This is a genomic window from Sedimenticola hydrogenitrophicus (assembly GCF_029017505.1).
GTDB lineage: Bacteria > Pseudomonadota > Gammaproteobacteria > Chromatiales > Chromatiaceae > Sedimenticola > Sedimenticola hydrogenitrophicus_A.
Genome location: NZ_JAQGEI010000057.1, coordinates 1 through 20,707, shown reverse-complemented (window position 1 = coordinate 20,707; position 20,707 = coordinate 1). Strand labels below are relative to the sequence as shown.

The window sequence follows — 20,707 nt, the reverse complement described above, 5'->3', positions numbered from 1 at the left end:
TCTGGGACCAGGGTAGGCACGGGGGCCCACCCCTACAACGACCACACTGTCCATAGGACGGACCCTGCCACGACAACTTCAGCCTGCCTTGAAACTCTGCAGCACCACGAACTTGCGGTCCTCGGCCACCTGCCGCACGTTGCCGAACAGCCGCTTCAGCTTGACGTGGTAGTTGAGATGGCGGTTGCCGATGATGCGCAGCTCGCCCCCCTGGCGCAATACCCGGCGCGCCTGGCTGAACATACGCCAGGCGATCCCGTCCCCCACCACGCTGCCCTGGTGGAACGGCGGATTGCACAGGATCAGGTCGGCACTGGCGGGGGCGAATCCGCTCAGGGCGTCGCCCTGGATGAAGCGGGCGGGATTGGTCAGGCCGGAAGCGGCGAAGGTGGCCTCGGCGCTGGCCACAGCCATCGCCGACTCATCGACAAAATGGAGGCTGGCGACGGGATTCCGCTGTGCCGCGATCAGCCCCACCACGCCGTTGCCGCAGCCCAGGTCGATAATGTCCCGGTAGCCGTCGCCGGCGGGGATATGCGCCAGCAGCAGCCGGGTGCCAATATCCAGCTGGTCGCGAGAGAAGACGTTGGCGTGGTTGACCAGTTGAAAATCGCTCCCCTCCAGCCGGTAGCAGACCGGGTAGGGTGAGACGGGGATCTCCAGCCCCGGATCGACGTCGGCAAAGATCAGCCGCGCCTTTTTGCGCGCCAGCGAGGTACGGGTCGGTCCGATCAGGCGCTCGAACAGCTGCAGGGTGGAGCTGTGGATCTGCTTCACCATGCCGGCGCCGATCACCCGGCTGGTCGGGTTCAGGTGCGGCCTGAGCCGGATCAGTTGCTCCTCCAGCAGCGCCAGGGTCTTGGTGACCCGGATCAGCACCAGATCGTACTCCCCCGACGGCTGCTCCAGGGAGCTGATGAAGTGGACCCGGTCCGGCTCGATACCGTTGGCCGCCAGGTTCTCCCGGGTCGAGAAGACGGAGAGGTAGGAGTCACTCTGCAGGGTCGGTCGGTACGCGGCGAGGGCACAGCCCAGGGCGCCGAAGCCGTCGTTGAGGATCAACACCCGGCCGCTGATCTGTTCCCCCAGATGCTCCAGCAGATACTCATCCGCGGCATCCCAGGCGCGCAAGGTCTCGCGTTGGCGCAACGGATAACGGCGCAGGCTGAGGGGTCCGGCGGGGGCGTCAAATAGCTGCACGGCGCGGCGCGGCCAGGGTCGGGGTCAGTGTCGGGGTCAGGTAGACATCATAACGGGTATTGGGGCTGCCGATGGTGAGCGAGGGAACGCGTCCGCCCAGCGGCGGCGCCTTGACCGGGCGCTTGACCACCACCCGGTGGCCGGCGATGCCGAGCGCCCGCTCCAGCAGCGCCCCGCTGTCGCCGTCCTCCCCCAGCAGCAGCTGGAACAGGCGCATCTCCTTCTTTACCTTGGCCGACTTCTCCCGGTGCGGGTACATGGGGTCGAGATAGGCCACATCGGGCCACTCGCCGGGTGCCGGCCGATAGTCACGACCATCCACGCAGTGCAGGTGCATGCGGTCTGCGATCGCTGCCACTTCCGGGTGCTCCCGGGCCCGCCGCAGGCCATCCGCCAGCAGGGCGTGGACCACGGCCGAGCGCTCGATCATCTCCACGCTGCAACCCAGGGTGGCCAACACGAAGGCGTCGCGCCCGAGACCGGCGGTCATATCCAGCACGCGGGGTGTCCAGCCCTTCCTCAGCCCGACCGCCCGCGCCAGCGGCTGGCCGCGGCCGCCGCCGAACCTTCTGCGGTGTGCGGCCCGGCCCTCGACAAAGTCGACCGCCACCGGCCCCGGGGCATCCGGGCCGATCTGTCGCAGCACCAGGCGATCCGCCTGCAGCAATAACAGCAGACCGGCCTCGACCCGTTCCAACTGCTGGAAGGGGAGCGAGAGCGCGGTGGCCAACTGTTTTGCCGCGGGCTGCTGTTCGGGTGCGGCGGCGGCCACCCCGAGGAGTGTGGGTTGTTCTGACACCAATGCTTCCTGGTTGACGACGGTTTTCGATTCAGGGCGGATCGCCCATTCATTCAGTCGCCATTATCGCCAGATATCCACATCCTTACCCTGGGCACGGATGTGTTCTGCCCTGGCCGAGAGATAGCGCTGAAAACTGGGTTCCGTTTTATAAGCGCCCGAGAGTAGATAGTCAAAGATTGCAGCGGTGTGAAACTGCTTGAAGAACGCCTCCGAACGGATCACCTCCCCCGTTTGCGGATCGAACAACACCACCGAGGGGGCATAGTTGATCGACAGCGCCCTGGCCCACTCCCGCGCGGTGGTGCGCGCCCCGTCAGGGGTGATGATCGGCGTGGCGGCCCACATGTCGAGCTGAATGGCGTGGGTCCGGCTCACCAGATCGCTGATTTCGGGATCACTCAACAACTCCCGATGCATGCGACCGCAGGCTGGACAGTCGCGCTGCTCGAAGAAGATGGCCAGCGGCTCCTGGACCAGGCTGAGATCATGCGGCCCGGCGATAAAAAACGGCTGGGAGTGGAGCTGACCGTCCGCCGCTGCCGCCACCTGCCGGGAAGCCAGGAAGTCCCGGTAGGCCGTTTGCTGTTCGTGCCGTCCGCCGACATACTCCAGCGCCAGCGCGAAGGTGGCCGGGGGGATGTAACCATTGAGCCGCAGGATCGCCTGCCCCGACTCATCCAGAAACAGCAGGGTCGGGGTGAACTGCACCCGCAGCGCGGCGGCAAAGCCCTTTTCCGTCAGCTCTTCGCCGGCCATGTCGGTCACCGCGCGGTCGCCCCACATGTTGACCCCGATGACATCGAACTCGCGGCGCATCCGCTCCTCGATATCCCGCTGGGAGAGATTGCGCTCCACCATCAGGTTGCAGTAGGGGCAGCCGTTCTGATGAAAGAACAACAGCACCCGCCGCCCCGCCGCGGTCGCCTCCGCCACATCCTCGCGGATATCCAGAAAGCTCTCCTTGAACCAGTCGGGATAGACCGTCTCCCTGGCGCCGAAAAAACGCCCTTCAGTCGCAGCCGACGCCGCCCAGAAGTAAAACAGCAGCAGGAGTGGCAATAACCGGGAGAACGGGATGTGCTTCAACATTGTCCAAATACCTCAAACACTGGTAACTTAGAGCGTAACTACTCACCCGGCCTGCGAGCGATTGGCCTGGCTTGTTGGCCGATCTTGATGGCGTATGAGGCCGGCAAGGCAGGCCAATCACCCGGTGAGTAGTTACCTTAGAGCAAGCATAGCAGGCAGGCGACAACCATCACTCGGGATTGACCAGGAGGCAGCATGAAGATCTCAATCGACATCACACCGGAAGAGATGCGCACATTGATGGGCTGGCCCGATGTGCAGGGACTGCAGGAAGAGATGATCAACAAGATCCGCGAGCAGATGAACGCCGGAGCCGAAGGCTACGACCCGCTGAGCCTGATGCAGCCCTTCTTCGCCCAGTCCGCCAGCTCCATGGAGGGTTTCCAGAAGATGTTCGCCAACATGATGGGTGCCTACGGCAAAAAGGGCGATTAAGCCTTAGGGCAACCAGATCGAGAAACAGCCGCCACTGAGCCCATGCCCGTTCTCCAGCCGGATGAAGCCCCGCTGCTCTCCATTCCGGTGCATTTCGGCAATCATGGTGGCGAAATAGAGGCCCAGCTTGGTGCGGCCTTCGGCCAAGTCGCCATAGCCACCTTCCGGCGAGTGCGCCGTCAACATCCGCTCCGGGTATCCACTGCCATTGTCCTCGACCCGGAATACCAGATACCCCTCCTCCTGGGCCGCGGTGACCAGCAACCGGTCCCGGGTATACCGGATGCCGTTGCCCACCAGGTTGTTGAGCACATTACGAATCAGGTTCTCATCGAAATAGCCGAACAGATCGGGATCACACTCCACCGTGAGATTAATGTGGTTGGTCTCGGCGGATGAGCGGTTCTCCGCCATCACTTCGGCAAGAAAATTTGCCACGTCCACATCCTCAATGGCGGGCGAGATGCGTTCGTTCTCGATATTGTAGAGCGTGAGCAGCTCGATGAGATTGTTATTCAGCCGCTTGGCCTCGTTCTGCAGCGCGGTGATACGTGCCGGCTGGTCGTAGCCGGATAACGGGTCGGCGGTGATCTCATCCAGGGTATGGATCACCATACTCAGGGAGTTCTTCATGTCATGAATCAGTGACGCAAGTACATCATAAAATTTCATCCGCCTCCTCCCCCTGTCAGGAACCTTTCATTTCTGCAGCAACTGGTTCAACATCCGCTGCATCTTATGCAAGGTACGATCCTCGGCGTCCATCTGTCGCACCCGCTCCAGATAGTCACGCACCTTGGCTATCAGTTCAGGTTCTATCCCCGTCTCGTTCATGTGCAGCATGAAGATACGTGCCGCATTGAGATTCACCACCTTGTTGCCGGGCATGCCGTTCACCGCCTCCTCGAACAGCAGCATGGCCTGGTCCAGTTTCCCCAGCTTGGCCAATTCGACGCCGCGGTTGTTGAGCCTGACGATCTCTTTCGTGATGCCGGCGATCATCGCGTGCGGATCCTCGGCAAGGCCGAGATCGCCCATGGTTGCCCCGACCTCCTTGAGAAACAGTTCATCGGAGTGGTTGTTCTTCACCGCCTGATGCAGCAGTTCGCTGGCGCGCCCGGTTTCGCCCATCCGGTTGCAGGTGCGCGCCATGTCCAGGGCCAGTTCCGGAGCCGCCTGGGTCCCCAGTTCCTTGTAGAGTTCGTGGGCCTCGACCATGCATTTACGGGCGCGCTCACCATGGTCCATATCCTCCTGGATGACCGCCTCTGTCATGGCGGCGTAGAGACTGGCTTCCTTGTCCCCCTTGTAGGCCTTTTTCAGGTCACGCAACACCATCATGGCCGCATCGCCGCTGCTGGTGACCGCCTTGACCCTGGCCAGATTGGCATAGATGGAGGGGTGCTTGTAGATGGAGTGTCTGCCGAGGCGAATCGCCTGACTGAAGGCGCGCTCGGCCACCTTTTCATCGCGGTTGCGCAACGCCAGTTCGCCCAGGGCGCGCTGCCGCACAACCGCCTTGGCGGAGTGGGCGGTGGCTGCTTCCAGCACCTTCTGTGCCGCCTCCGGCTCATCCAGCGCTTGCTGGGTCCGGGCCAGCCAGTCGTAGGCCACCATAAAGCGTTCGTTACCGTCGATCAAGCCTTGAAAAACCTGCGCCGCCTCCGCATACCGGCGGTTGCCGTAATAGGCCTTGCCGATACCCATCCTGGCCCAGGCGATTTCACGCTGCGCCAACACCCCGGAATAGATCGCCTCCGCCTGATCATAGGCGCCGGCCTTGAGCGCCAGCTCGGCCTTGAGTTTGATGAACTCATTGAGGTTCCGGGGGTTCTCCGCGATGCGTTGGTCGAGCAGTTCATTGGCCCGCTCATAATCCCGTCCATCAATGGCCTGCTCTATCTCCCGCAGGTCGGATTTTTTACTCAGCAGCCGCTCCAGTCGCTGGGCCAGCAGATCCTTGGTGAACGGCTTGGTCAGGTAGGAGTCCGGCTCATACTCCACCGCCCCCATCACCATCAGCAGGGTATTCTCCGCGGTGATCATGACAAAGATCGAACTGACGCCGATCAGCTTCCGGGCCCGCACCTCCTCCAGGATCTGCTGCCCATCCCTGCCGTCGCCGAGATTGTAATCACACAGAATGACATCGTAACGCTTGGATTCGATATGCGCGATGGCCTCGCGTCCATTGGCGACCGAATCGATATCGGTTACCCCGAATGACTGCAGCATGTTGCGCAAAACACCGCGCATATCCGCATAATCATCCACTATCAGAAAACTCAGCTGCTCTATTCTGGGGGCCATTCAGTTCTTCTCATACTGCGGTTTTTTCCTGACCGCCCGGCGACGGCCCTGTCATCCACAAGAATATCATGCCCAGCCCCGGCCGGTTCAGCGTAATGCTAAGACCCTATCGGCGGCACCTGGAGGCGAGTTTAACATTCCCGGTGAAAAATCCTCCCCCCGGACGCCCCGGATACCCCAAGCCGGTCCTTGGGTCGACAGGCAGGCCTATGCTGCCTTTCCCCGGAAGGTGCTATACCAGTAGTCCAGTATGCGTAAATTTCACAGCCCGATCTCGCTGGATCGGGTAATATTCGAGGCTGCCGACAGGCTCCCAGGAGTCTGCCGGTCCAGGATCCAAGCCCACCCACGCTGATGGCTGACTGTTGCATTCGTAACTGACAGTACGCCCGGAACTTCTGCCGAACATGAAGCATAGCATCGAGTCGGATCGTGAGATAAAAATCGGCGTCCTGAGCGCCCTGGGTGCGTTTCTCATCTGGGGCCTGTCGCCGCTCTATTACCGTGCTGTCGGCGCGGCACCGGCGCTGGAGATCATCGCCCATCGTGCCCTCTGGTCGCTGCTGTTCACCCTGCTGATGCTCGGTTTCAGCGGGCAGATCCGGGCATTCATCCGGCTGTTCAGCGATTACCGAATCCTGCTGGTCCTGCTGCTCAGCTCGCTGCTGGTCTCGGTCAACTGGCTCGGCTTCATCTGGGCGGTCAACAACGGCAAGGCCCTGGAGGCCAGCATGGGCTATTTCATCATGCCGATCGTGATGGTGCTGCTGGGGCGGCTGTTTCTCGATGAACGGCTGAACAGGAATCAGCTGCTGTCGCTACTGCTGGTCTGTCTGGGGGTACTGAATCTGCTGATCGCTCTCCGCCAACTCCCCTGGATCGCCCTGCTGCTGGCCGTCAGCTTCGGATTCTACAGCCTGGTGCGCAAGAAGGTGGCAGTCAGCGCTCTGGTGGGCCTCACCATGGAGTGCCTGATACTGGCGCCCCTGGCGCTCGGCTACCTGCTGTTCCTGGAGCAGCGGGGGATGCTGGTGTTTGCTACCCGGGGAGTCGATCTGGACCTGTTGCTGATCGGCTCCGGACTGATCACGGCCCTGCCGCTGATCCTCTTCACCTCGGCGTCCAAGCGGCTGCGGCTGGGCACGGTCGGCCTGCTGCAGTATCTCAATCCCACCTGCCAGTTCCTGTTGGCGGTGTTTCTGTTCAACGAGCCGTTCTCGCGGCACCACCTGAACACCTTTATCCTCATCTGGCTCGGTCTGGCGGTCTTTACCCTGGATTCGCGCTACCGGATGAAACGTGAACTACAGCAGCGAAAGCTCGCCGGCATCCCCTGATGATCGATCAATTCACCTCGTTCCGGGCGGTACGCAGACAGTTGCGTCCATCGTGCTTGGCCTGATACATCGCCATATCCGCCGCATCCAGCAGCTCATGCCAGTTCTTGGCAATTTCAGGGTAACTGGCCACCCCGATGCTGATGGTGAGGTTGACCGAATCGTTCTCCAGCCCGACCTGGTGGCTGGAAACCAGTCGCAGTAATCGTTCACCCAGCTCGACTGCCATGACCAGCGGCGTTTCCGGCAGTACCACCAGAAACTCTTCGCCACCAAACCGGGCCACGTAGTCCGTCTTGCGCAAGGAACGCTCCAGCTCTATGGCGATACTGCGAAGCACCCGGTCGCCGCTGGCGTGACCGTAGTGGTCGTTGATCTCCTTGAAGTGATCGATATCCACCATGAAGAGAGACAGCGAATGCCGATAGCGCTTGGCGCGGGCGAGGTCGTCGGCAATGCGCCGCTCCAGTGCATTCCGGTTATAGAGTCCGGTCAATGGATCATGAGTCGCCTGATGCTTGAGCTCCTTCTCAATCCGCTTGCGCGCCTTCAGCTCATTATGCAACTGGTTGGTTCGCCGCTGCACCCGCTCCTCCAGTTCGGAGTTGAGCGCAAGCAGCTGCCGCTCCTCTGAGCGGGATAACAGAAACAGGTAGTAGAGCACCGCGGCATAGGCCACGAACCGCAGCAGATGCCAGTTCCACCACAGCAGATCCCAGAGAGTGGAAAAGGGGAACAGCAGTCCGGCGATGCCGAGGAGCAGATAGTGGCCGACGAAAATGCCGTTGTCCCGGCCCGTACCCGGCGGTTTTCCGAACATAAAAGCCGCCGCGGCAAACAGAAATAACCCCCCCGTCGCAGTGTTGATCAGGCCGGCCTGCCGGGTAAAGCCACCTGCTGCATTCAGCATCGGCAGCGCTGGTTCATGGATCAGTGTCGCGCCTCCCGTCAGCAGCGCCACCGCCACCACTATCAGGGGAAAGCGATACTCCACTGCCCGCCGGGCAACCGACTCGGGCAGCCAGATCAGGGCCGCCATCACCCCGCCGAACAACATCGCCAGGGTGTGCAGCCAGACAAAGCGCTGCAGCTCATCGGACAGGGCGTGAAAACCATCCAGCACCCCCATCCCCGCCAGCGCGGCGACAATCCAGATATAACGCGCCGGGAGCCGTTCATAGACTTTCAGCATCATGATCAGTGCGGCAGTGAGCAGAGCGGTGAAGGCCCCCAGGCTTTCCACAAAGACATGCAGGGGCGGGTAAGGCCACCGAGCTTCCGGAAAAAGCACAAACAGCACCGCACCGCCGCAGAGGAGGAAGAGAATCACACCAAACATCAATGGGTTATGCGATCTCATCGTAATTTCAGCATAGAGCTGGGGCACACGGCTGTCCAGTGATCCCGAGCGCATACGGCCCTGTTCGTGACGTGGGTCAGTGAGCGCAGGAAGCTACAGGAATTAGCGTACTTAAACGACTGATTTATATCATATTTATCAACTTAATAGCCGTGCGTGCCGATGACCCTTCCGGCCACCGGAATGCGGAACTCCAGGTTGAAGCGGCCGCTCTGATTGATGAAGTGATTTTCCCGGTACAGGGCATGGGGGGGGATGCTGCGCGCCTGATAATCACTGGCCGGAAGCCAGTGCATATAGAGATCCCGCATCAGGTAGAGCAGGTCCCCAAACACCCCTTCGGCCTGACAACAGGCATGCAGTCCGCCGGGGAGCTCCATCACCCCGACACCGTCCCCGGGGTAGATCTTCTCCGGCAGGGTCAGACAGGCGACATAACGACATTGATCAAAGGGGATCAGGTCCGGGTTGCTGTGGTGCAGGGCGATCATCTGCTGGGCTTCCACATCGATCCCGTGGGCGCCTCCCCAGTCCAGCAGGCGCGCCCATACCTCGCGGATCCGAAGGTCGTATCCGACATGCCGGATATAGGCCACCGGCTGAGTCGGCAGGCGTTTGATCTCCACTTGCTGGGGAACGGAGTGCCTCCCACCATCCAGGGTGTCCCGGTAATAGCGGCGATGCGGATTCAGCGCGGATTCAGACCAGGCCGCTTTCAGGCGGCGGCTTCTGTTTTCATAGCCGCCCTGGCGCCAGAGGGTGGGTGAGCAGTTGAAAAAGGACTTGAAGGCATGGTTGAAGGAGGCACTGGAATGAAAGCCGCACTCCTCCGCAATCTCAACAATGACCCTATTCGGGTTGTAGATCAGCAGGTTGGCCGCCCACTCCAGGCGGCATCGGCGGATGTAGTCATGCACACTCTCCCCGGTGATCTGCTTGAAGATACGCTGGAAATGGTAGGGCGAGTAGCAAGCACTCCGGGCCAGCCGGGCGATCTCCAGGGAGCTGGAGAGATCCGCGTGGATACGGTAGAGCGCCTCGTTGATACGGGTCTGATGCTCGTAGGCGGTGTTTCGACGCAGGCTCATGGCAGAAAAATAGCACATTTGGACAAAAGTTTTACCCCTTCTCATCAACACCGGATTTGCCGCTTTGGCATATGCTGCCAGCAGATTCATACCACAGGGACCGGCGGGATGTTTGCACAGCGCACCATAAATCTGAACAGCTCCTTCATACGCGACATTCTGGCGGTCACCCAGCAGCCCGACATGATCTCCTTTGCCGGTGGCCTGCCGGATCCCGAGCTGTTTCCGGTCACCGCACTGCAGCAGGCCTCCCTGCAGATGCAGCAGCGCCTGGGCAACCGGCTCTATCAGTACAGCGAGACCCCCGGGCTGCTGCCGTTGCGCCGCTATATCGCCGATCAATTGACCGATACCGGGATCCACGCGGAACAGACCATCATCACCACCGGCTCGCAACAGGGGCTGGACCTGGTGGTGCGCTGCCTGATCGACCCGGGCGACAAGGTGCTGGTCGAGGCCCCCACCTACCTGGGCGCATTGCAGGTGCTGAGGGCCAATCAGGCGACCCTGCTCTCCATCCCCTCCGATGAACAGGGCCCCGATCTGGAGGCGCTCGAAGCGGTGGTCAAACGCGACCCGATCCGCTGTTTTTATACCGTTACCGACTTCCAGAATCCGACCGGCACCAGCTATTCGCTGGAGCGCAGAAAAGGGCTGGTGGCGCTGGCCGAGCGTTACAATTTCTGGATTCTTGAAGACGCGCCCTACGCCGCCCTGCACTATTCGGGCGAGCCCCTCCCCTCACTGCAGTCACTGCTGCCGGAGCGGGTGATCCATTTCGGCTCGTTTTCCAAAATCATCGCCCCGGCCCTGCGCCTGGGCTGGATCAGCGCCCCCCGCGAGGTGATCAAGGTGGTCGAGAAGCTGAAACAGGCGGCCGATCTGCACTCCAGCGGCTATGACCAGCAGCTGGTACTGGCTTTCCTGGAGAGCGGCGCCCTGGCGCCCCATCTGCAACGGATCCGTAGCGCCTACGGTGCCCGGCTTGAAGCCATGGCCACGGCACTCACCTGCCACCTGTCCGAGCATATCCACTTTACCAAACCGCGCGGCGGGATGTTCATCTGGGCCACCTTGACCAGTAACGAGAGCACCCTGGAACTGTTCCGGGCCGCCGTCGCCGAGGGGGTTGCGTTTGTCCCCGGCGAGGCGTTCTATGTGAATGGCGAGTCGGACAACAGCATGCGCCTGAACTTCTCCAACAGCAGTGCCGCCATGATCGATGAGGGAATCAGCCGTTTGGCCGGTCTGATCAACGCGGGTGGCCACCGGGTGGCGGCCAGTGCGGCCATAGCATACTAGTCATCCGCGTGGGCACAAAACCGTGCCCGCCCCACAAAGGGTGTCGTTCTGTAGTGTGTAGCCCGTATGAAGCCCGCCCACGGGAGCCCGACATACACACCAACCCGTGCGGGCGGAATCCGGGTTGTCATTGCGTCGCGGATATTCCCCGGATTCCTCCGCTGTGGGGCATGCGGCTTTTCCTGTTTCGGAGGCAGCGGCTTCATCCGGGCTACGCTACTGATCTGAAATCCCAAGGTGTCAGCCCCAGAAGGGATCGTCCCAGGGAACCTCACCCGGCAGATGACCCTGATCCAGTTCGCCGCGGATCAGCTCGAGATCGGTATCGCACAACACCTGTTCGCAATAGGGAAAGAAGCGCTGCTCTTCCCATTTCACATGCCGTTTCAACAGGTCGACCAAGGACTCCAGCAACGGCCTCAGCTCGCCTCCCCCGCCCTCGATTGCCGTCACCAGCCGGTTGAATTCCCGGTGGTCGTCAATCACCCGGGTCACCGCGACATCCTCTGCCGCCGCGGGGGGCAGGCGTTTTATCAGCGACACCTCCTCCAGCTCGAAATGGGGCTGTAACAGGGTCTCTACGATAAAGATCACATAACGGGCAATCCGCTCCTCCGGGGTGCCGTTACCCATGCCCCGCTGGATGCGCCGCGCAAACTTCAGCGCATCGTGATGTTCCCAGGAGAGTTTTTTCAGATGATCACTGCGTTTCACGGGACAGGCCTTGGTCGGCAGGTCACTCAGGGCCTGGAAAGAAATAATTGCCACATATTGCGCCGGATTTTCGTTTGCCTTCAAGGCACGGCAAGGTGCGCATAGTCGTTCTATGTAAGTCTTGCCGTAACGCAGAAGGCGGACGAAAAGACCAGCAAGATGTAGTAGTTATTTATTGACAGGCCCTCAGTTCAGGAAGGGGTTGGTGGCCCGCTCATGGCCGATGGTGGAGACCGGCCCGTGTCCGGCGATAAACTCCACATCATCACCCATGCTCCACAACTGTTCGCGGATGGAGTGCAACAGGGTGGCGTGATCCCCCTTGGGGAAATCGGTGCGGCCGATCGATCCATTGAACAGCACATCCCCGACAATGGCCACTTTCGCGCCGGGGTTGAAGAACACCACGTGCCCCGGGGTGTGTCCCGGACAGTGCCGTACCTCCAGCTGCTGATTGCCGATCTGCACTACATCCCCCTGCTCCAGCCAGCGTGCCGGCTCGAAGCTCTCGGCAGGCGGAAAACCGAACATCTTCGCCTGCTCGGCGAGGTCGTCGATCCAGAACTTGTCCTCCCTGTGCGGCCCCTCGATGGGGATTCCCAGCCGCCTGGAAAGTTCACCGGCGGCACCGGCATGATCGATATGGGCATGGGTGATCAGGATCTTCTCCAGGGTCAGCCCCTGGGCCTCCACCTCCTGCAGGATGCGCTCGATGTCACCCCCGGGGTCGACGACGGCCGCCAGTTGTGTCTCTTCATCGGCGACCAGGGTGCAGTTCTGCTCAAACGGGGTTACAGGTATTACGGTAAATTTCATACGAAACCATTTTTCTCGGTTGAACAAGACGGTTAAGGATCTGGAAAGAAATAACTGCCGCATATTGCGCCGGATTTTTGTTTGCCTTCAAGGCACGGCAAGGCGCGCATAGTCGTTCTATGTAAGTCTTGCCGTAACGCCGAAGGCGGACGAAAAGACCAGCAAGATGCGACAGTTATTTATGGACAGATCCTAAGTATACAGAAACTTCGCCGGCGTATCAGACGGTTTTTCCCGCCACCTTCTTGATCCAGTAGAGGAAACGGTCCCCCTCCTCACTGCTGGCCACCAGCTCGAACTCGGGGAGTCGGCACAGTACCGGAAACTCCCGGCGCGAGTCCGGATGGGTAACGATCACCTTCAACACCTCACCTACCGCCATGCGTGAGAGTGTCGCCTTGGTCTTCAGCACCGGTAGCGGACAGATCAGACCGCTGACATCCAGCTGCTGGTCACACTGCAACGCTTCAATGGCTTCAGTCAACATAACCTCCCGGATCACCGGATCGCAAAATGTGAGTCTATATGACAAATGGCTTAATCGACAGCCTGGTGGAAAAATCGACTTGACAAAAATTAAAACGAACGTTTAACTGAATCACCCAACCGACAGGGTAATATGACCCAATGAACCCATTCAGAGCAAATGTCGCCAGCGGTGAAATCAGTGGCCGCCATATGAAGGCACCGCCCGATACCAAGGATCGCATCCTCGATGTCGCCGAGGAGATTTTCGCCGAGAAAGGTTACTCCGCCACCTCCATGCGGACTATCACCTCCAGTGCCCATGTCAATCTGGCAGCGGTCAATTATCACTTCGGCTCCAAGGCGCAGCTCTACCAGGCGGTTTTCCAACGCCGTGTCGCACCGATGAATAAAAAGCGCATCCAGGCGCTTGAAGCCCTGGAACAGAAGTCTGGCGACACGCCACTCCCGCTGGAAGACATATTGCGGGCCTTTGTGGAGCCGGCGCTGCAGGCGAGCATGAATCCGCGGCAGGGAGGGAGCAACTTCATCAAACTGCTGGGACGGACGCACGCCGAACCGGGGCCGGAGGTGCACGATTTCCTGCCGCGGCTTTATGACGAGGTAAAGGATCGCTATCGCAAGGCCCTGGCCAGGGCCCTGCCTGAACTGTCACAGGAAGAACTCTCCTGGCGCGTCCACTTCGTCATCGGCACCATCGCCTTCACCCTGGCGGGCACCGATGCCCTGGAGATGATCGAATCCTGCCGCTTCTGTGACCCTGCGGATATCGAGGGCATCATCCAGCGTCTGTTGCCCTTCCTGAAGGGGGGGCTCAGCGCACCACCCGCGGCTTAGCCGTGAAATGTCATCTGAGCATCGCGCCTGCCCCATACCAACTGAACCGAGAGGAGCCGCCAGCCAAAGACCGATAACACAACAGCTGACCGCAGCCCGGCCCTGACGCCGGCACCATGCTATAACAATAACAACCCGAATATTAATTCGTCCGGAAAAGCAGGTGATAAAGCCCCCCCACCATAAGGGCCTGTCAATAAATAACTACTACGTCTTGCTGGTCTTTTCGTCCGCCTTCGGCGTTACGGCAAGACTTACATAGAACGACTATGCGCGCCTTGCCGTGCCTTGAAGGCAAACGAAAATCCGGCGCAATACGTAGCAATTATTTCTTTCCAGGCCCTAACAACCGGAATAAAACATACCACCAAGGTTGCAATGAAGCCGATGGTGTATCTCCAGGACCACTCCTGGTGATGCCAGACAGCTTCAAGAGAGGAGAGCATTATGAAACCCAACCAGGAAATCATCGCCCTGGACGAGGCCGTTACACTGGCGGGACTGTTTAAGGAGCGCACCGAACGTACCCCCGACCACATCGCCTATCGTTATTACGACCCGGAGCAGGCTGCCTGGAAAAACAGTACCTGGTCCGAAATGCGCAGCGAAACCGCCCGTTGGCAGGCGGCGTTTTTGCAGGAGGGGCTGAAACGCGGCGACCGGGTGGGCATCATGATGCCAAACCGCCGCGAATGGGTAATGTTCGATCAGGCCGCCCTGGGCCTGGGACTGGTCAGCGTCCCCCTGTTCTATAACGACCGCGGCGGCAACGTCGCCTATATAGCCGAGGCCGCGGCGGTCAAACTGCTGGTCATCCATGGCCGGGAGCAGTGGGCCAGTCTGGAACCGGTCAGGAATGAGCTGCCGACCGTGCACCGCATCGTCTCCATCGAGTCACTCGATGGTTTGGCCCATGACGACCGGGTCCGGCACCTGGAGGAGTGGTTGCCGGCCACGGCTGGCGAATACCAGGTGCTGAATGACCTGGACCCCCACGGCCTCTGTTCCATCGTCTACACCTCGGGGACCACGGGTCACCCCAAGGGTGTGATGCTGAGTCACCATAATATCCTCAGCAACACCTACCAGGCGTTGCTGACCACGACCATCAATGACGATGACATCCTGCTCTCCTTCCTGCCGCTGTCGCACATGCTGGAACGGACCGGGGGGTACTATTTGGCGATGATGGCGGGCATCACCGTGGCCTATGCCCGCTCCATCCTGCAGCTCGCCGAGGACCTGTTGATTGTCCGCCCCACCTTCCTGATCAGCGTGCCGCGTATCTATGAGCGGGTCTACGCCCGGATACAGGAGGGGCTGGATGAGAAGCCCCCGATTGCCCGCAAGCTGTTCAAGCTGGCGGTCGATGTCGGCTGGAGACGCTTCGAGTATCAGCAGAAACGCGGCGGCTGGTCGCCCTGGCTGCTGCTCTGGCCGCTGCTGGACAAGCTGGTCGCCGGCAAGATCACGGAAAAGCTGGGCGGTCGTCTGCGCACCGCCATCAGTGGCGGAGCCCCGCTGCCGCCGGATGTGGCACGGACCTTCCTGGCACTGGGGGTACCGGTACTGCAGGGCTATGGTCTGACCGAAACCAGCCCGGTGCTGGCGGTAAGCCGGATCGACGACAATATTCCGGAAAGCGTGGGACTGGCGCTTCCCGGCACCGAGCTGTCGGTCGCCGAGAATGGTGAATTGCTGGCCCGCGGCGATGCCATCATGCTGGGTTTCTGGAACAACCCCAAGGAGACGGCCCGGGTCATCGATGCGGAAGGCTGGTTTCACACCGGCGATGTGGCCAGGATCGACGCTACGGGGCATGTCTACATCACCGGGCGGATCAAGGACATCATCGTGCTGGCCAATGGCGAGAAGGTATCACCCGCCGACATGGAGATCGCCATTGCCATGGATGCCCTGTTTGAACAGGTGCTGGTCATCGGCGAGGGACGATCCTTCCTCTCCGTACTGATCGTTCCGGAAGCGGAGCACTGGAAAGGTCTGACGGAAGGACTGGGGCTCGATCCCGAGGATCCGGCCTCGCTGCAGCACCCGAAAGTGATGGACCATGTGTATCGGCGAATTGCCGATCAACTGCGCGATTTTCCGGGTTATGCGCAGGTGCGCAAGGCGGTGCTGCTGAACGAGCCATGGAGTGTCGAGAACGGCTACCTGACCCCGACGCTCAAGACCAAGCGGAAGCTGATTATTGAGCATTGCCAGCGGATTATCGCCGAGATCTACAATGGCCACTGATCACATGGTTCCTGCAGCGGCAGCCGTTAAACCCAATAGCGCAGCACGGCCATTTCCATGAATGTAATCACCATCTTTGCCGAGGAGCATTGGCAGAGCATCATCGCCTTTGTCTGGTTCATGGTCTGTTTTTACGGCTATATGATCTACTCCAAACGCATGGCGCTGACCACCCACTGCCTCTCCAGTGTGTTGCATCAGTATCGGCAGGCGTGGATGGAACAGATGCTGACCCGGGATGTGCGAGTCGCGGACACCACGGCGCTGGCCAATCTGGAGCGCAGCGTGACGTTTTTCGCCTCTTCCACCATGCTGATCCTGGCCGGCGTGGTGACCGTCATGGGGTCCACCGACAAGGTGATCGATCTGGTGGCGGATGTGCCCTTCGCCATTCATGCCAGCCGTTCAGAGTGGGAGCTCAAGCTGTTGCTGCTGGTGGGCCTGTTCATGTACGCCTTTTTCAAGTTCACCTGGAGCCTGCGGCAATACGGTTTCTGTGCCGTCATGCTGGGCGGTGCCCCGACCCCGGATGCCCCGGTCTCGGAACGAGAGCGCAGGGCCTCGGCCATCCGTATCGCCCATGTCGCCTCGCTGGCGGCCAACAACTTCAATCAGGGACTGCGGACCTACTATTTCAGTCTGGCGGTGCTCGGCTGGTTTATCAATCCGTGGCTGTTTATCACCCTGAGCGGGGGTATCGTCTGGGTACTCTACCGCCGCGAGTTCAAATCCCGGACCCTGGAAGAGATGATCATGAGCCGCCCCGAATAATCCTCTGCCCGGGAGTCTTCCAATGTAACTACTCACGGGGTGATGGGCCTACCTTGCCGCGGTGAGGAGTGGTACAGGGATGTACCGATAACGGAGCCGAGGATGCAATGTACCGTTCACGGACCTGAGGATGGCATGCACTGTCGCTTATCCACCCACAAAAGTACTGGAAGCGCTGATCACGAGCCGCTCTGAATAAACCACCACCTACAGAAACGGCAGGCCGGGCTCTTCCTGGCCTCCCAGCTCGGTCAGTTTGCGGGTGATCATCTGTTTGACCGGGGGACAGTGGTCGCTCACCCGCAACACCAGGCCCCGGAGGATTTTTGCCGGCAGCGAATCGTTGGTATAGAGACTGACGATCTCATTGGTGCCGGTATACAGGGGCCAGGTGACGCGCATGTGTTTGCGCTGGTAGTTTTCCAGCACCGCCGGCGCACCGATATCCTGGCCCTGCAGCTGCGCCGCCATGACCTCCCTGAACAGGGTGTCCTGGCCACGCAGGCCCAGATTGAAGCCGTGGGCCGTGACCGGATGCATCCCCACCGCCGCGTCCCCGATCAGGGCATAGCGGGGCTTGACGAACTTGTCGGCATGCACCGCCACCAGGGGATAGGCGTGGCGCTTCCCCACCAACCGCATCTCACCCAGGCGATTATCGAATCGCGCCTGTACCTGCGCGGCATAGGCTTCATCACTGAGCGACTGGATCCGGCCGGCCACATCGGCCGAGACGGTGACCACGGTGGAAGAGAGATTACCGTTCAACGGCAGCACCGCCAGCGTGCGCCCGTAGTGGAAACACTCATAGGCGATCTGCTCATGGGGTTTTTCGTGACTCATGCGACAGACGATGGCTACCCGCCCGAAATCCAGCATGGAAGCGGCGATGCCCACCTTGCGCCGGGTCTCCGAGAATCGGCTATCGGCCGCCACCACCAGCGCGGCCGACACGCTATCCCCGTTGGAGAGAAAGACCGTCGCCTGCTGCTGTTCGATCCGCACATCACTGACCGTGGTATCGGTCAGCAGTTCCACATTTCCGCCCCCGGCCACCTCGGCATACAGCGCCTGTCTGATCAGGTAATTGGGGACCAGATAGCCCAGCGCCTCCACATTCTCCCGTTTACTGTCGATATCGAGACAGTAGGATGAGTTGCCATTGATCACCTTGGCCTGTCTGATCGGGGCGATCTGATCGGCCGGAATACGCGCAAGCACCCCCATCCCGGTGAGGATTTTTTTCGACAAATGGGTCAGCGCAATATCCCGCCCGTCGATCATCGGCGATTCCAGGTCGGCAGCTCCGCTGCGTTCGATTATCAGCACCCGCAATCTGCTGTCCGCGAGAGAACGGGCGAAGCTGAGGCCGGCCGGCCCACCACCTATGATGACGATGTCGTAGTTCATATAATCCTCATTTCGATTTTCCGTCCGGCACACCGCGCACTGGCGAGCGCCAACCCGGGCACCCCACGCACATCAAGCGTATTTCATCCGCGGACGCCGTCGCTATAATAACGGCCATAATAACGATTAGCGCCGCTCATCAACAGGGGGTGATTGACCCAATTCAAACCCATAAATTACAGTTATTTAACGGCACCGGGAAGCGTCTCAATGACTTTGCACCCGACCTTTAAGGATGCGGTTCGTGCCTCACCGGCATTCCGATTACATGGGGTTTTGACAAGTTAGCGGCTTCCGCTCTCCTGCCGCCGCAACCCACCGGGTGAACACCACGGCGATTGAGGACAATTATAATTCGTGCTATACAACAATCGCAGCGCGTCCTAATTTTGGGTACATGCCTGAAGCACGGGATCAAGACAGCATGAGTAAACTCACCATTACGCTATTCCTTGTGTCGGTCGCCTTTATGGTCATTCCGGATATGTCATTCGCCAACAAGTTCACCACCATTGGCGGCGGCGTCAGCGGGACAGACCCGGAAAAGCTCGCCATCCTGAAACAGATTGGCGCCTACACTGGGACTTTTTTCATCCTGCTGGGGATTTTAAGTATCGTCACCAAGGACCGGTTCGAGGGTTTTATCGGTATGCGCTCAAAGAACCAGGGCATCTCCCCGGCCGCCTACGTGCTGATCATTCTCGGCGGCCTGCTCTCACTGCTGTTCTTTGTCTGAATGGTCCGATAGGGTCGATTTCGCCGGGGCATCGCTGAAAGTGGCGAGAGGAGCGTGCTGTTCCGTGCGTCCCGGGTCTCTCGGAAGGCACCGCCTGGCCGAACAACGCATCAGGCGGTATGCGCCCTGCGATAACCGACATAGGATTCAACCATGCGGTCCATCCCGGCTGGATCGTACGGCCGCAGGCCGCGCAGTGCCATGCGTTTTTCGCCTGCTCCGACCACTTCGTTGCCTGACTTCAGGCAAAACCGCATCCGCACATCGCCCTTCTTCCCGTCCACCTGAATGAGGGTGTCGGTCAGCTCCAGGGAAGGGCGGTCTATATCCAGACGCTGCAGATCGATTGACATCTGCTGATAGATGACCAGCGGCCGGTCCGGGTTGATCATTACCCCTTCCCGTGACATCAGGGGGACCAGAACCTGGAGAAAGTTTTTCCCCGAGAACTCAACGTAGTGGCGGGTGAAATCCGCGATCAGGTCTGGTTCCTGGGACACCGCCCCGTGGCGCTCGATCTCCAGATAGTTTTTCTCCTGGCCGTCCACCAGGACAAGGTCACCGCCTTCCCGGTCCCGCTCCCGATAATGCAGCCCGGTCCCGTCACTCACCATACCGGAGAAGGTAAAGCACATCCGCTGGCTCAGACCGTATTTGGCCAGGGTCACGGCGAACAGGAGATCTCCGGGAACGCAAAACAGCTTCGCATCCTGATCGTGCAGCGGGTTAAAGTCATGCGCAATTTCTTTTGCAAACCGACTCGCCTGCTCTCGGGTAAACCGCAGACCAGCGTCATCGTCCGTAAAGTAGTCCGTTAAAACCATGTTTTCTACCTGGTATTCTATAGGTTTCGTGTCGCATCATATCAGGTGTTCGAGTGAAATCAGTAATTTGATGCCATCTGGTGACGACCGCAACGGCCAACCCGGCTGAAAAATGGGCATCGGATCAAAAAACATGGAAATTCCCGACCATTTTGCCTGGACAAATATTTCCTGCGCCAGCAAGGGACCAGCGCGCTCGGTGCGGATTTGTGGAAGATTCGTGCCAGGTGTCTGGCTACTCCTGCCCCACCATCGCGCGCTTTAGCTCAGCAGTGACCGGCTCACTGCCTATCCAGATACGCAACAGGGCCGGATAGAAGTCATCCCCGGGAATGGTGCCCTTCGGTTCGCCATTGACAGAGACCCGGGTTCCGACGCCGGGAATATTGTCGAGCCAGAACTCATCCCCCTTGAGCGCATCGCTGAACAGTGCCGAAAAACGGCTTAGCCGTTCCTCCAGTTGTAGCATCGCCTGTTCATCATGGTTGGCCGCAAAGCCCTCGCGCCAGGCCTGCTCCAGGTCCCGCTTATCCACCTTGTCATAGAGAAAACGCATCAGGATCCGCTTTGGCCCGGTCGAAGCAATGATCTCCTCGGCGGTCGGTATTTTTTCCGGCAGGTAGAGCGCGCCGACATAGATCTTGAAAATGAACTTGTAACGAATGCCCGCCCCGTTCAGCACCAGCCGGTGGCCATCCCCCTCCAGGGTGATCTTATCGGGTACCGTCACCCTGGCGATCTCTGCCGCGCCCAGGGGAAAAATCGACAGTAGGCAGAGTAGCCCCAGTACGCCTTTCATCATTCTTTTCATTGCCGCCTCCCAGCCTGTACCGAACACTTCGAACAGGCAGAATCCCGTTCATGAACCCCGCCCCCTTCCAACCCCCATGATGCCAGTAGTCACAACCGCTCCGCCAGCTCCGGCAGGGCCTGA

Annotated in this window: 20 protein-coding genes; 7 read left to right on the top strand and 13 right to left on the bottom strand. The window is 60.0% G+C overall.

From position 1 onward, the window contains the following. Nucleotides 1–78 precede the first annotated feature (78 nt). The 3 genes from O9K64_RS22495 to O9K64_RS22485 form a co-directional block, all read right to left on the bottom strand. Nucleotides 79–1,200, bottom strand: coding sequence for a methyltransferase (locus tag O9K64_RS22495; RefSeq protein ID WP_275100364.1), 1,122 nt, complete (start codon nt 1,198–1,200; stop codon nt 79–81). Further along, entirely contained in the window at nt 1,187–1,999 is an 813-nt protein-coding gene (locus tag O9K64_RS22490; RefSeq protein WP_275100363.1) for a class I SAM-dependent methyltransferase, read from the bottom strand. The genes O9K64_RS22495 and O9K64_RS22490 overlap by 14 nt, the downstream gene beginning before the upstream one ends. 63 nt (nt 2,000–2,062) lie before the next feature. After that, nucleotides 2,063–3,091, bottom strand: coding sequence for a thioredoxin family protein (locus O9K64_RS22485; protein WP_275100362.1), 1,029 nt, complete (start codon nt 3,089–3,091; stop codon nt 2,063–2,065). Nucleotides 3,092–3,286: 195 nt separating this feature from the next. On the opposite strand from O9K64_RS22485, the gene O9K64_RS22480 reads away from it, so the two are divergent. After that, nucleotides 3,287–3,526 carry a hypothetical protein gene (locus tag O9K64_RS22480; RefSeq protein WP_260295440.1) on the top strand — a complete coding sequence of 80 codons (240 nt, stop codon included), beginning with the start codon at nt 3,287–3,289 and terminating at the stop codon, nt 3,524–3,526. A gap of 3 nt (nt 3,527–3,529) precedes the next feature. Here the strand turns inward: O9K64_RS22480 and O9K64_RS22475 are convergent, their stop codons facing one another. Both O9K64_RS22475 and O9K64_RS22470 read right to left on the bottom strand, forming a co-directional pair. Beyond that, nucleotides 3,530–4,198, bottom strand: coding sequence for a sensor histidine kinase (locus tag O9K64_RS22475; protein ID WP_275100361.1), 669 nt, complete (start codon nt 4,196–4,198; stop codon nt 3,530–3,532). A 27-nt stretch (nt 4,199–4,225) separates the two neighbouring features. After that, complete coding sequence (locus tag O9K64_RS22470; RefSeq protein ID WP_275100360.1) at nt 4,226–5,836, bottom strand: response regulator; 1,611 nt, start codon at nt 5,834–5,836, stop codon at nt 4,226–4,228. A 407-nt stretch (nt 5,837–6,243) separates the two neighbouring features. Between O9K64_RS22470 and rarD the strand changes: the two genes are divergently transcribed. Next, nucleotides 6,244–7,173, top strand: coding sequence for an EamA family transporter RarD (gene rarD / locus O9K64_RS22465; protein ID WP_275100359.1), 930 nt, complete (start codon nt 6,244–6,246; stop codon nt 7,171–7,173). A 7-nt stretch (nt 7,174–7,180) separates the two neighbouring features. On the opposite strand, the gene O9K64_RS22460 is transcribed toward rarD, so the two are convergent. Together O9K64_RS22460 and O9K64_RS22455 are read right to left on the bottom strand one after the other, a co-directional pair. Next, the gene (locus O9K64_RS22460) at nt 7,181–8,533 is read right to left on the bottom strand and encodes a GGDEF domain-containing protein (protein WP_275100358.1); all 1,353 of its coding nucleotides are present in this window, start codon (nt 8,531–8,533) and stop codon (nt 7,181–7,183) included. A gap of 143 nt (nt 8,534–8,676) precedes the next feature. Next, nucleotides 8,677–9,621 carry an AraC family transcriptional regulator gene (locus O9K64_RS22455; protein WP_275100357.1) on the bottom strand — a complete coding sequence of 315 codons (945 nt, stop codon included), beginning with the start codon at nt 9,619–9,621 and terminating at the stop codon, nt 8,677–8,679. A 108-nt stretch (nt 9,622–9,729) separates the two neighbouring features. Between O9K64_RS22455 and O9K64_RS22450 the strand changes: the two genes are divergently transcribed. Beyond that, complete coding sequence (locus tag O9K64_RS22450) at nt 9,730–10,923, top strand: PLP-dependent aminotransferase family protein (protein WP_275100356.1); 1,194 nt, start codon at nt 9,730–9,732, stop codon at nt 10,921–10,923. A gap of 240 nt (nt 10,924–11,163) precedes the next feature. On the opposite strand, the gene O9K64_RS22445 is transcribed toward O9K64_RS22450, so the two are convergent. The 3 genes from O9K64_RS22445 to O9K64_RS22435 all read right to left on the bottom strand — a co-directional run bounded on the left by O9K64_RS22445 (nt 11,164) and on the right by O9K64_RS22435 (nt 12,940). Then, nucleotides 11,164–11,691 (bottom strand): hemerythrin domain-containing protein, encoded by a 528-nt coding sequence (locus O9K64_RS22445; protein ID WP_275100354.1) that lies wholly within the window; start codon nt 11,689–11,691, stop codon nt 11,164–11,166. Nucleotides 11,692–11,823: 132 nt separating this feature from the next. Further along, a complete protein-coding gene (locus O9K64_RS22440; RefSeq protein WP_275100353.1) occupies nt 11,824–12,453 on the bottom strand; it encodes an MBL fold metallo-hydrolase in 630 nt (209 codons plus the stop codon). 220 nt (nt 12,454–12,673) lie between these two features. Further along, nucleotides 12,674–12,940 (bottom strand): sulfurtransferase TusA family protein, encoded by a 267-nt coding sequence (locus O9K64_RS22435; protein ID WP_275100352.1) that lies wholly within the window; start codon nt 12,938–12,940, stop codon nt 12,674–12,676. A gap of 140 nt (nt 12,941–13,080) precedes the next feature. On the opposite strand from O9K64_RS22435, the gene O9K64_RS22430 reads away from it, so the two are divergent. From O9K64_RS22430 to O9K64_RS22420, 3 genes are all read left to right on the top strand, one after another. Then, entirely contained in the window at nt 13,081–13,776 is a 696-nt protein-coding gene (locus O9K64_RS22430) for a TetR/AcrR family transcriptional regulator (RefSeq protein WP_275100351.1), read from the top strand. Between the two features lie 447 nt (nt 13,777–14,223). Beyond that, complete coding sequence (locus O9K64_RS22425) at nt 14,224–16,032, top strand: AMP-dependent synthetase/ligase (protein ID WP_275100350.1); 1,809 nt, start codon at nt 14,224–14,226, stop codon at nt 16,030–16,032. Between the two features lie 57 nt (nt 16,033–16,089). Beyond that, nucleotides 16,090–16,803 (top strand): DUF599 domain-containing protein, encoded by a 714-nt coding sequence (locus tag O9K64_RS22420; RefSeq protein WP_275100349.1) that lies wholly within the window; start codon nt 16,090–16,092, stop codon nt 16,801–16,803. 207 nt (nt 16,804–17,010) lie between these two features. On the opposite strand, the gene ubiM is transcribed toward O9K64_RS22420, so the two are convergent. Beyond that, nucleotides 17,011–18,246: a 5-demethoxyubiquinol-8 5-hydroxylase UbiM gene (gene ubiM, locus O9K64_RS22415; RefSeq protein ID WP_275100348.1), complete on the bottom strand. Its 1,236-nt coding sequence runs from the start codon at nt 18,244–18,246 to the stop codon at nt 17,011–17,013. 391 nt (nt 18,247–18,637) lie between these two features. On the opposite strand from ubiM, the gene O9K64_RS22410 reads away from it, so the two are divergent. After that, nucleotides 18,638–18,949, top strand: coding sequence for a hypothetical protein (locus O9K64_RS22410; protein WP_275100347.1), 312 nt, complete (start codon nt 18,638–18,640; stop codon nt 18,947–18,949). A 110-nt stretch (nt 18,950–19,059) separates the two neighbouring features. Here the strand turns inward: O9K64_RS22410 and O9K64_RS22405 are convergent, their stop codons facing one another. Next, entirely contained in the window at nt 19,060–19,773 is a 714-nt protein-coding gene (locus O9K64_RS22405) for a DUF3581 family protein (protein WP_275100346.1), read from the bottom strand. A gap of 235 nt (nt 19,774–20,008) precedes the next feature. After that, nucleotides 20,009–20,584: a chalcone isomerase family protein gene (locus tag O9K64_RS22400; RefSeq protein WP_275100345.1), complete on the bottom strand. Its 576-nt coding sequence runs from the start codon at nt 20,582–20,584 to the stop codon at nt 20,009–20,011. Between the last annotated feature and the right edge of the window lie 123 nt (nt 20,585–20,707).

Coding starts and splice junctions, on each gene's coding strand:
- O9K64_RS22485 (WP_275100362.1), bottom strand. CDS start 3,091: ATGTTGAAGCACATCCCGTTCTCCCGGTTATTGCCACTCCTGCTGCTG.
- O9K64_RS22480 (WP_260295440.1), top strand. CDS start 3,287: ATGAAGATCTCAATCGACATCACACCGGAAGAGATGCGCACATTGATG.
- O9K64_RS22475 (WP_275100361.1), bottom strand. CDS start 4,198: ATGAAATTTTATGATGTACTTGCGTCACTGATTCATGACATGAAGAAC.
- O9K64_RS22470 (WP_275100360.1), bottom strand. CDS start 5,836: ATGGCCCCCAGAATAGAGCAGCTGAGTTTTCTGATAGTGGATGATTAT.
- rarD (WP_275100359.1), top strand. CDS start 6,244: ATGAAGCATAGCATCGAGTCGGATCGTGAGATAAAAATCGGCGTCCTG.
- O9K64_RS22460 (WP_275100358.1), bottom strand. CDS start 8,533: ATGAGATCGCATAACCCATTGATGTTTGGTGTGATTCTCTTCCTCCTC.
- O9K64_RS22455 (WP_275100357.1), bottom strand. CDS start 9,621: ATGAGCCTGCGTCGAAACACCGCCTACGAGCATCAGACCCGTATCAAC.
- O9K64_RS22450 (WP_275100356.1), top strand. CDS start 9,730: ATGTTTGCACAGCGCACCATAAATCTGAACAGCTCCTTCATACGCGAC.
- O9K64_RS22440 (WP_275100353.1), bottom strand. CDS start 12,453: ATGAAATTTACCGTAATACCTGTAACCCCGTTTGAGCAGAACTGCACC.
- O9K64_RS22435 (WP_275100352.1), bottom strand. CDS start 12,940: ATGTTGACTGAAGCCATTGAAGCGTTGCAGTGTGACCAGCAGCTGGAT.
- O9K64_RS22430 (WP_275100351.1), top strand. CDS start 13,081: ATGAACCCATTCAGAGCAAATGTCGCCAGCGGTGAAATCAGTGGCCGC.
- O9K64_RS22425 (WP_275100350.1), top strand. CDS start 14,224: ATGAAACCCAACCAGGAAATCATCGCCCTGGACGAGGCCGTTACACTG.
- O9K64_RS22420 (WP_275100349.1), top strand. CDS start 16,090: ATGAATGTAATCACCATCTTTGCCGAGGAGCATTGGCAGAGCATCATC.
- O9K64_RS22410 (WP_275100347.1), top strand. CDS start 18,638: ATGAGTAAACTCACCATTACGCTATTCCTTGTGTCGGTCGCCTTTATG.
- O9K64_RS22405 (WP_275100346.1), bottom strand. CDS start 19,773: ATGGTTTTAACGGACTACTTTACGGACGATGACGCTGGTCTGCGGTTT.
- O9K64_RS22400 (WP_275100345.1), bottom strand. CDS start 20,584: ATGAAAAGAATGATGAAAGGCGTACTGGGGCTACTCTGCCTACTGTCG.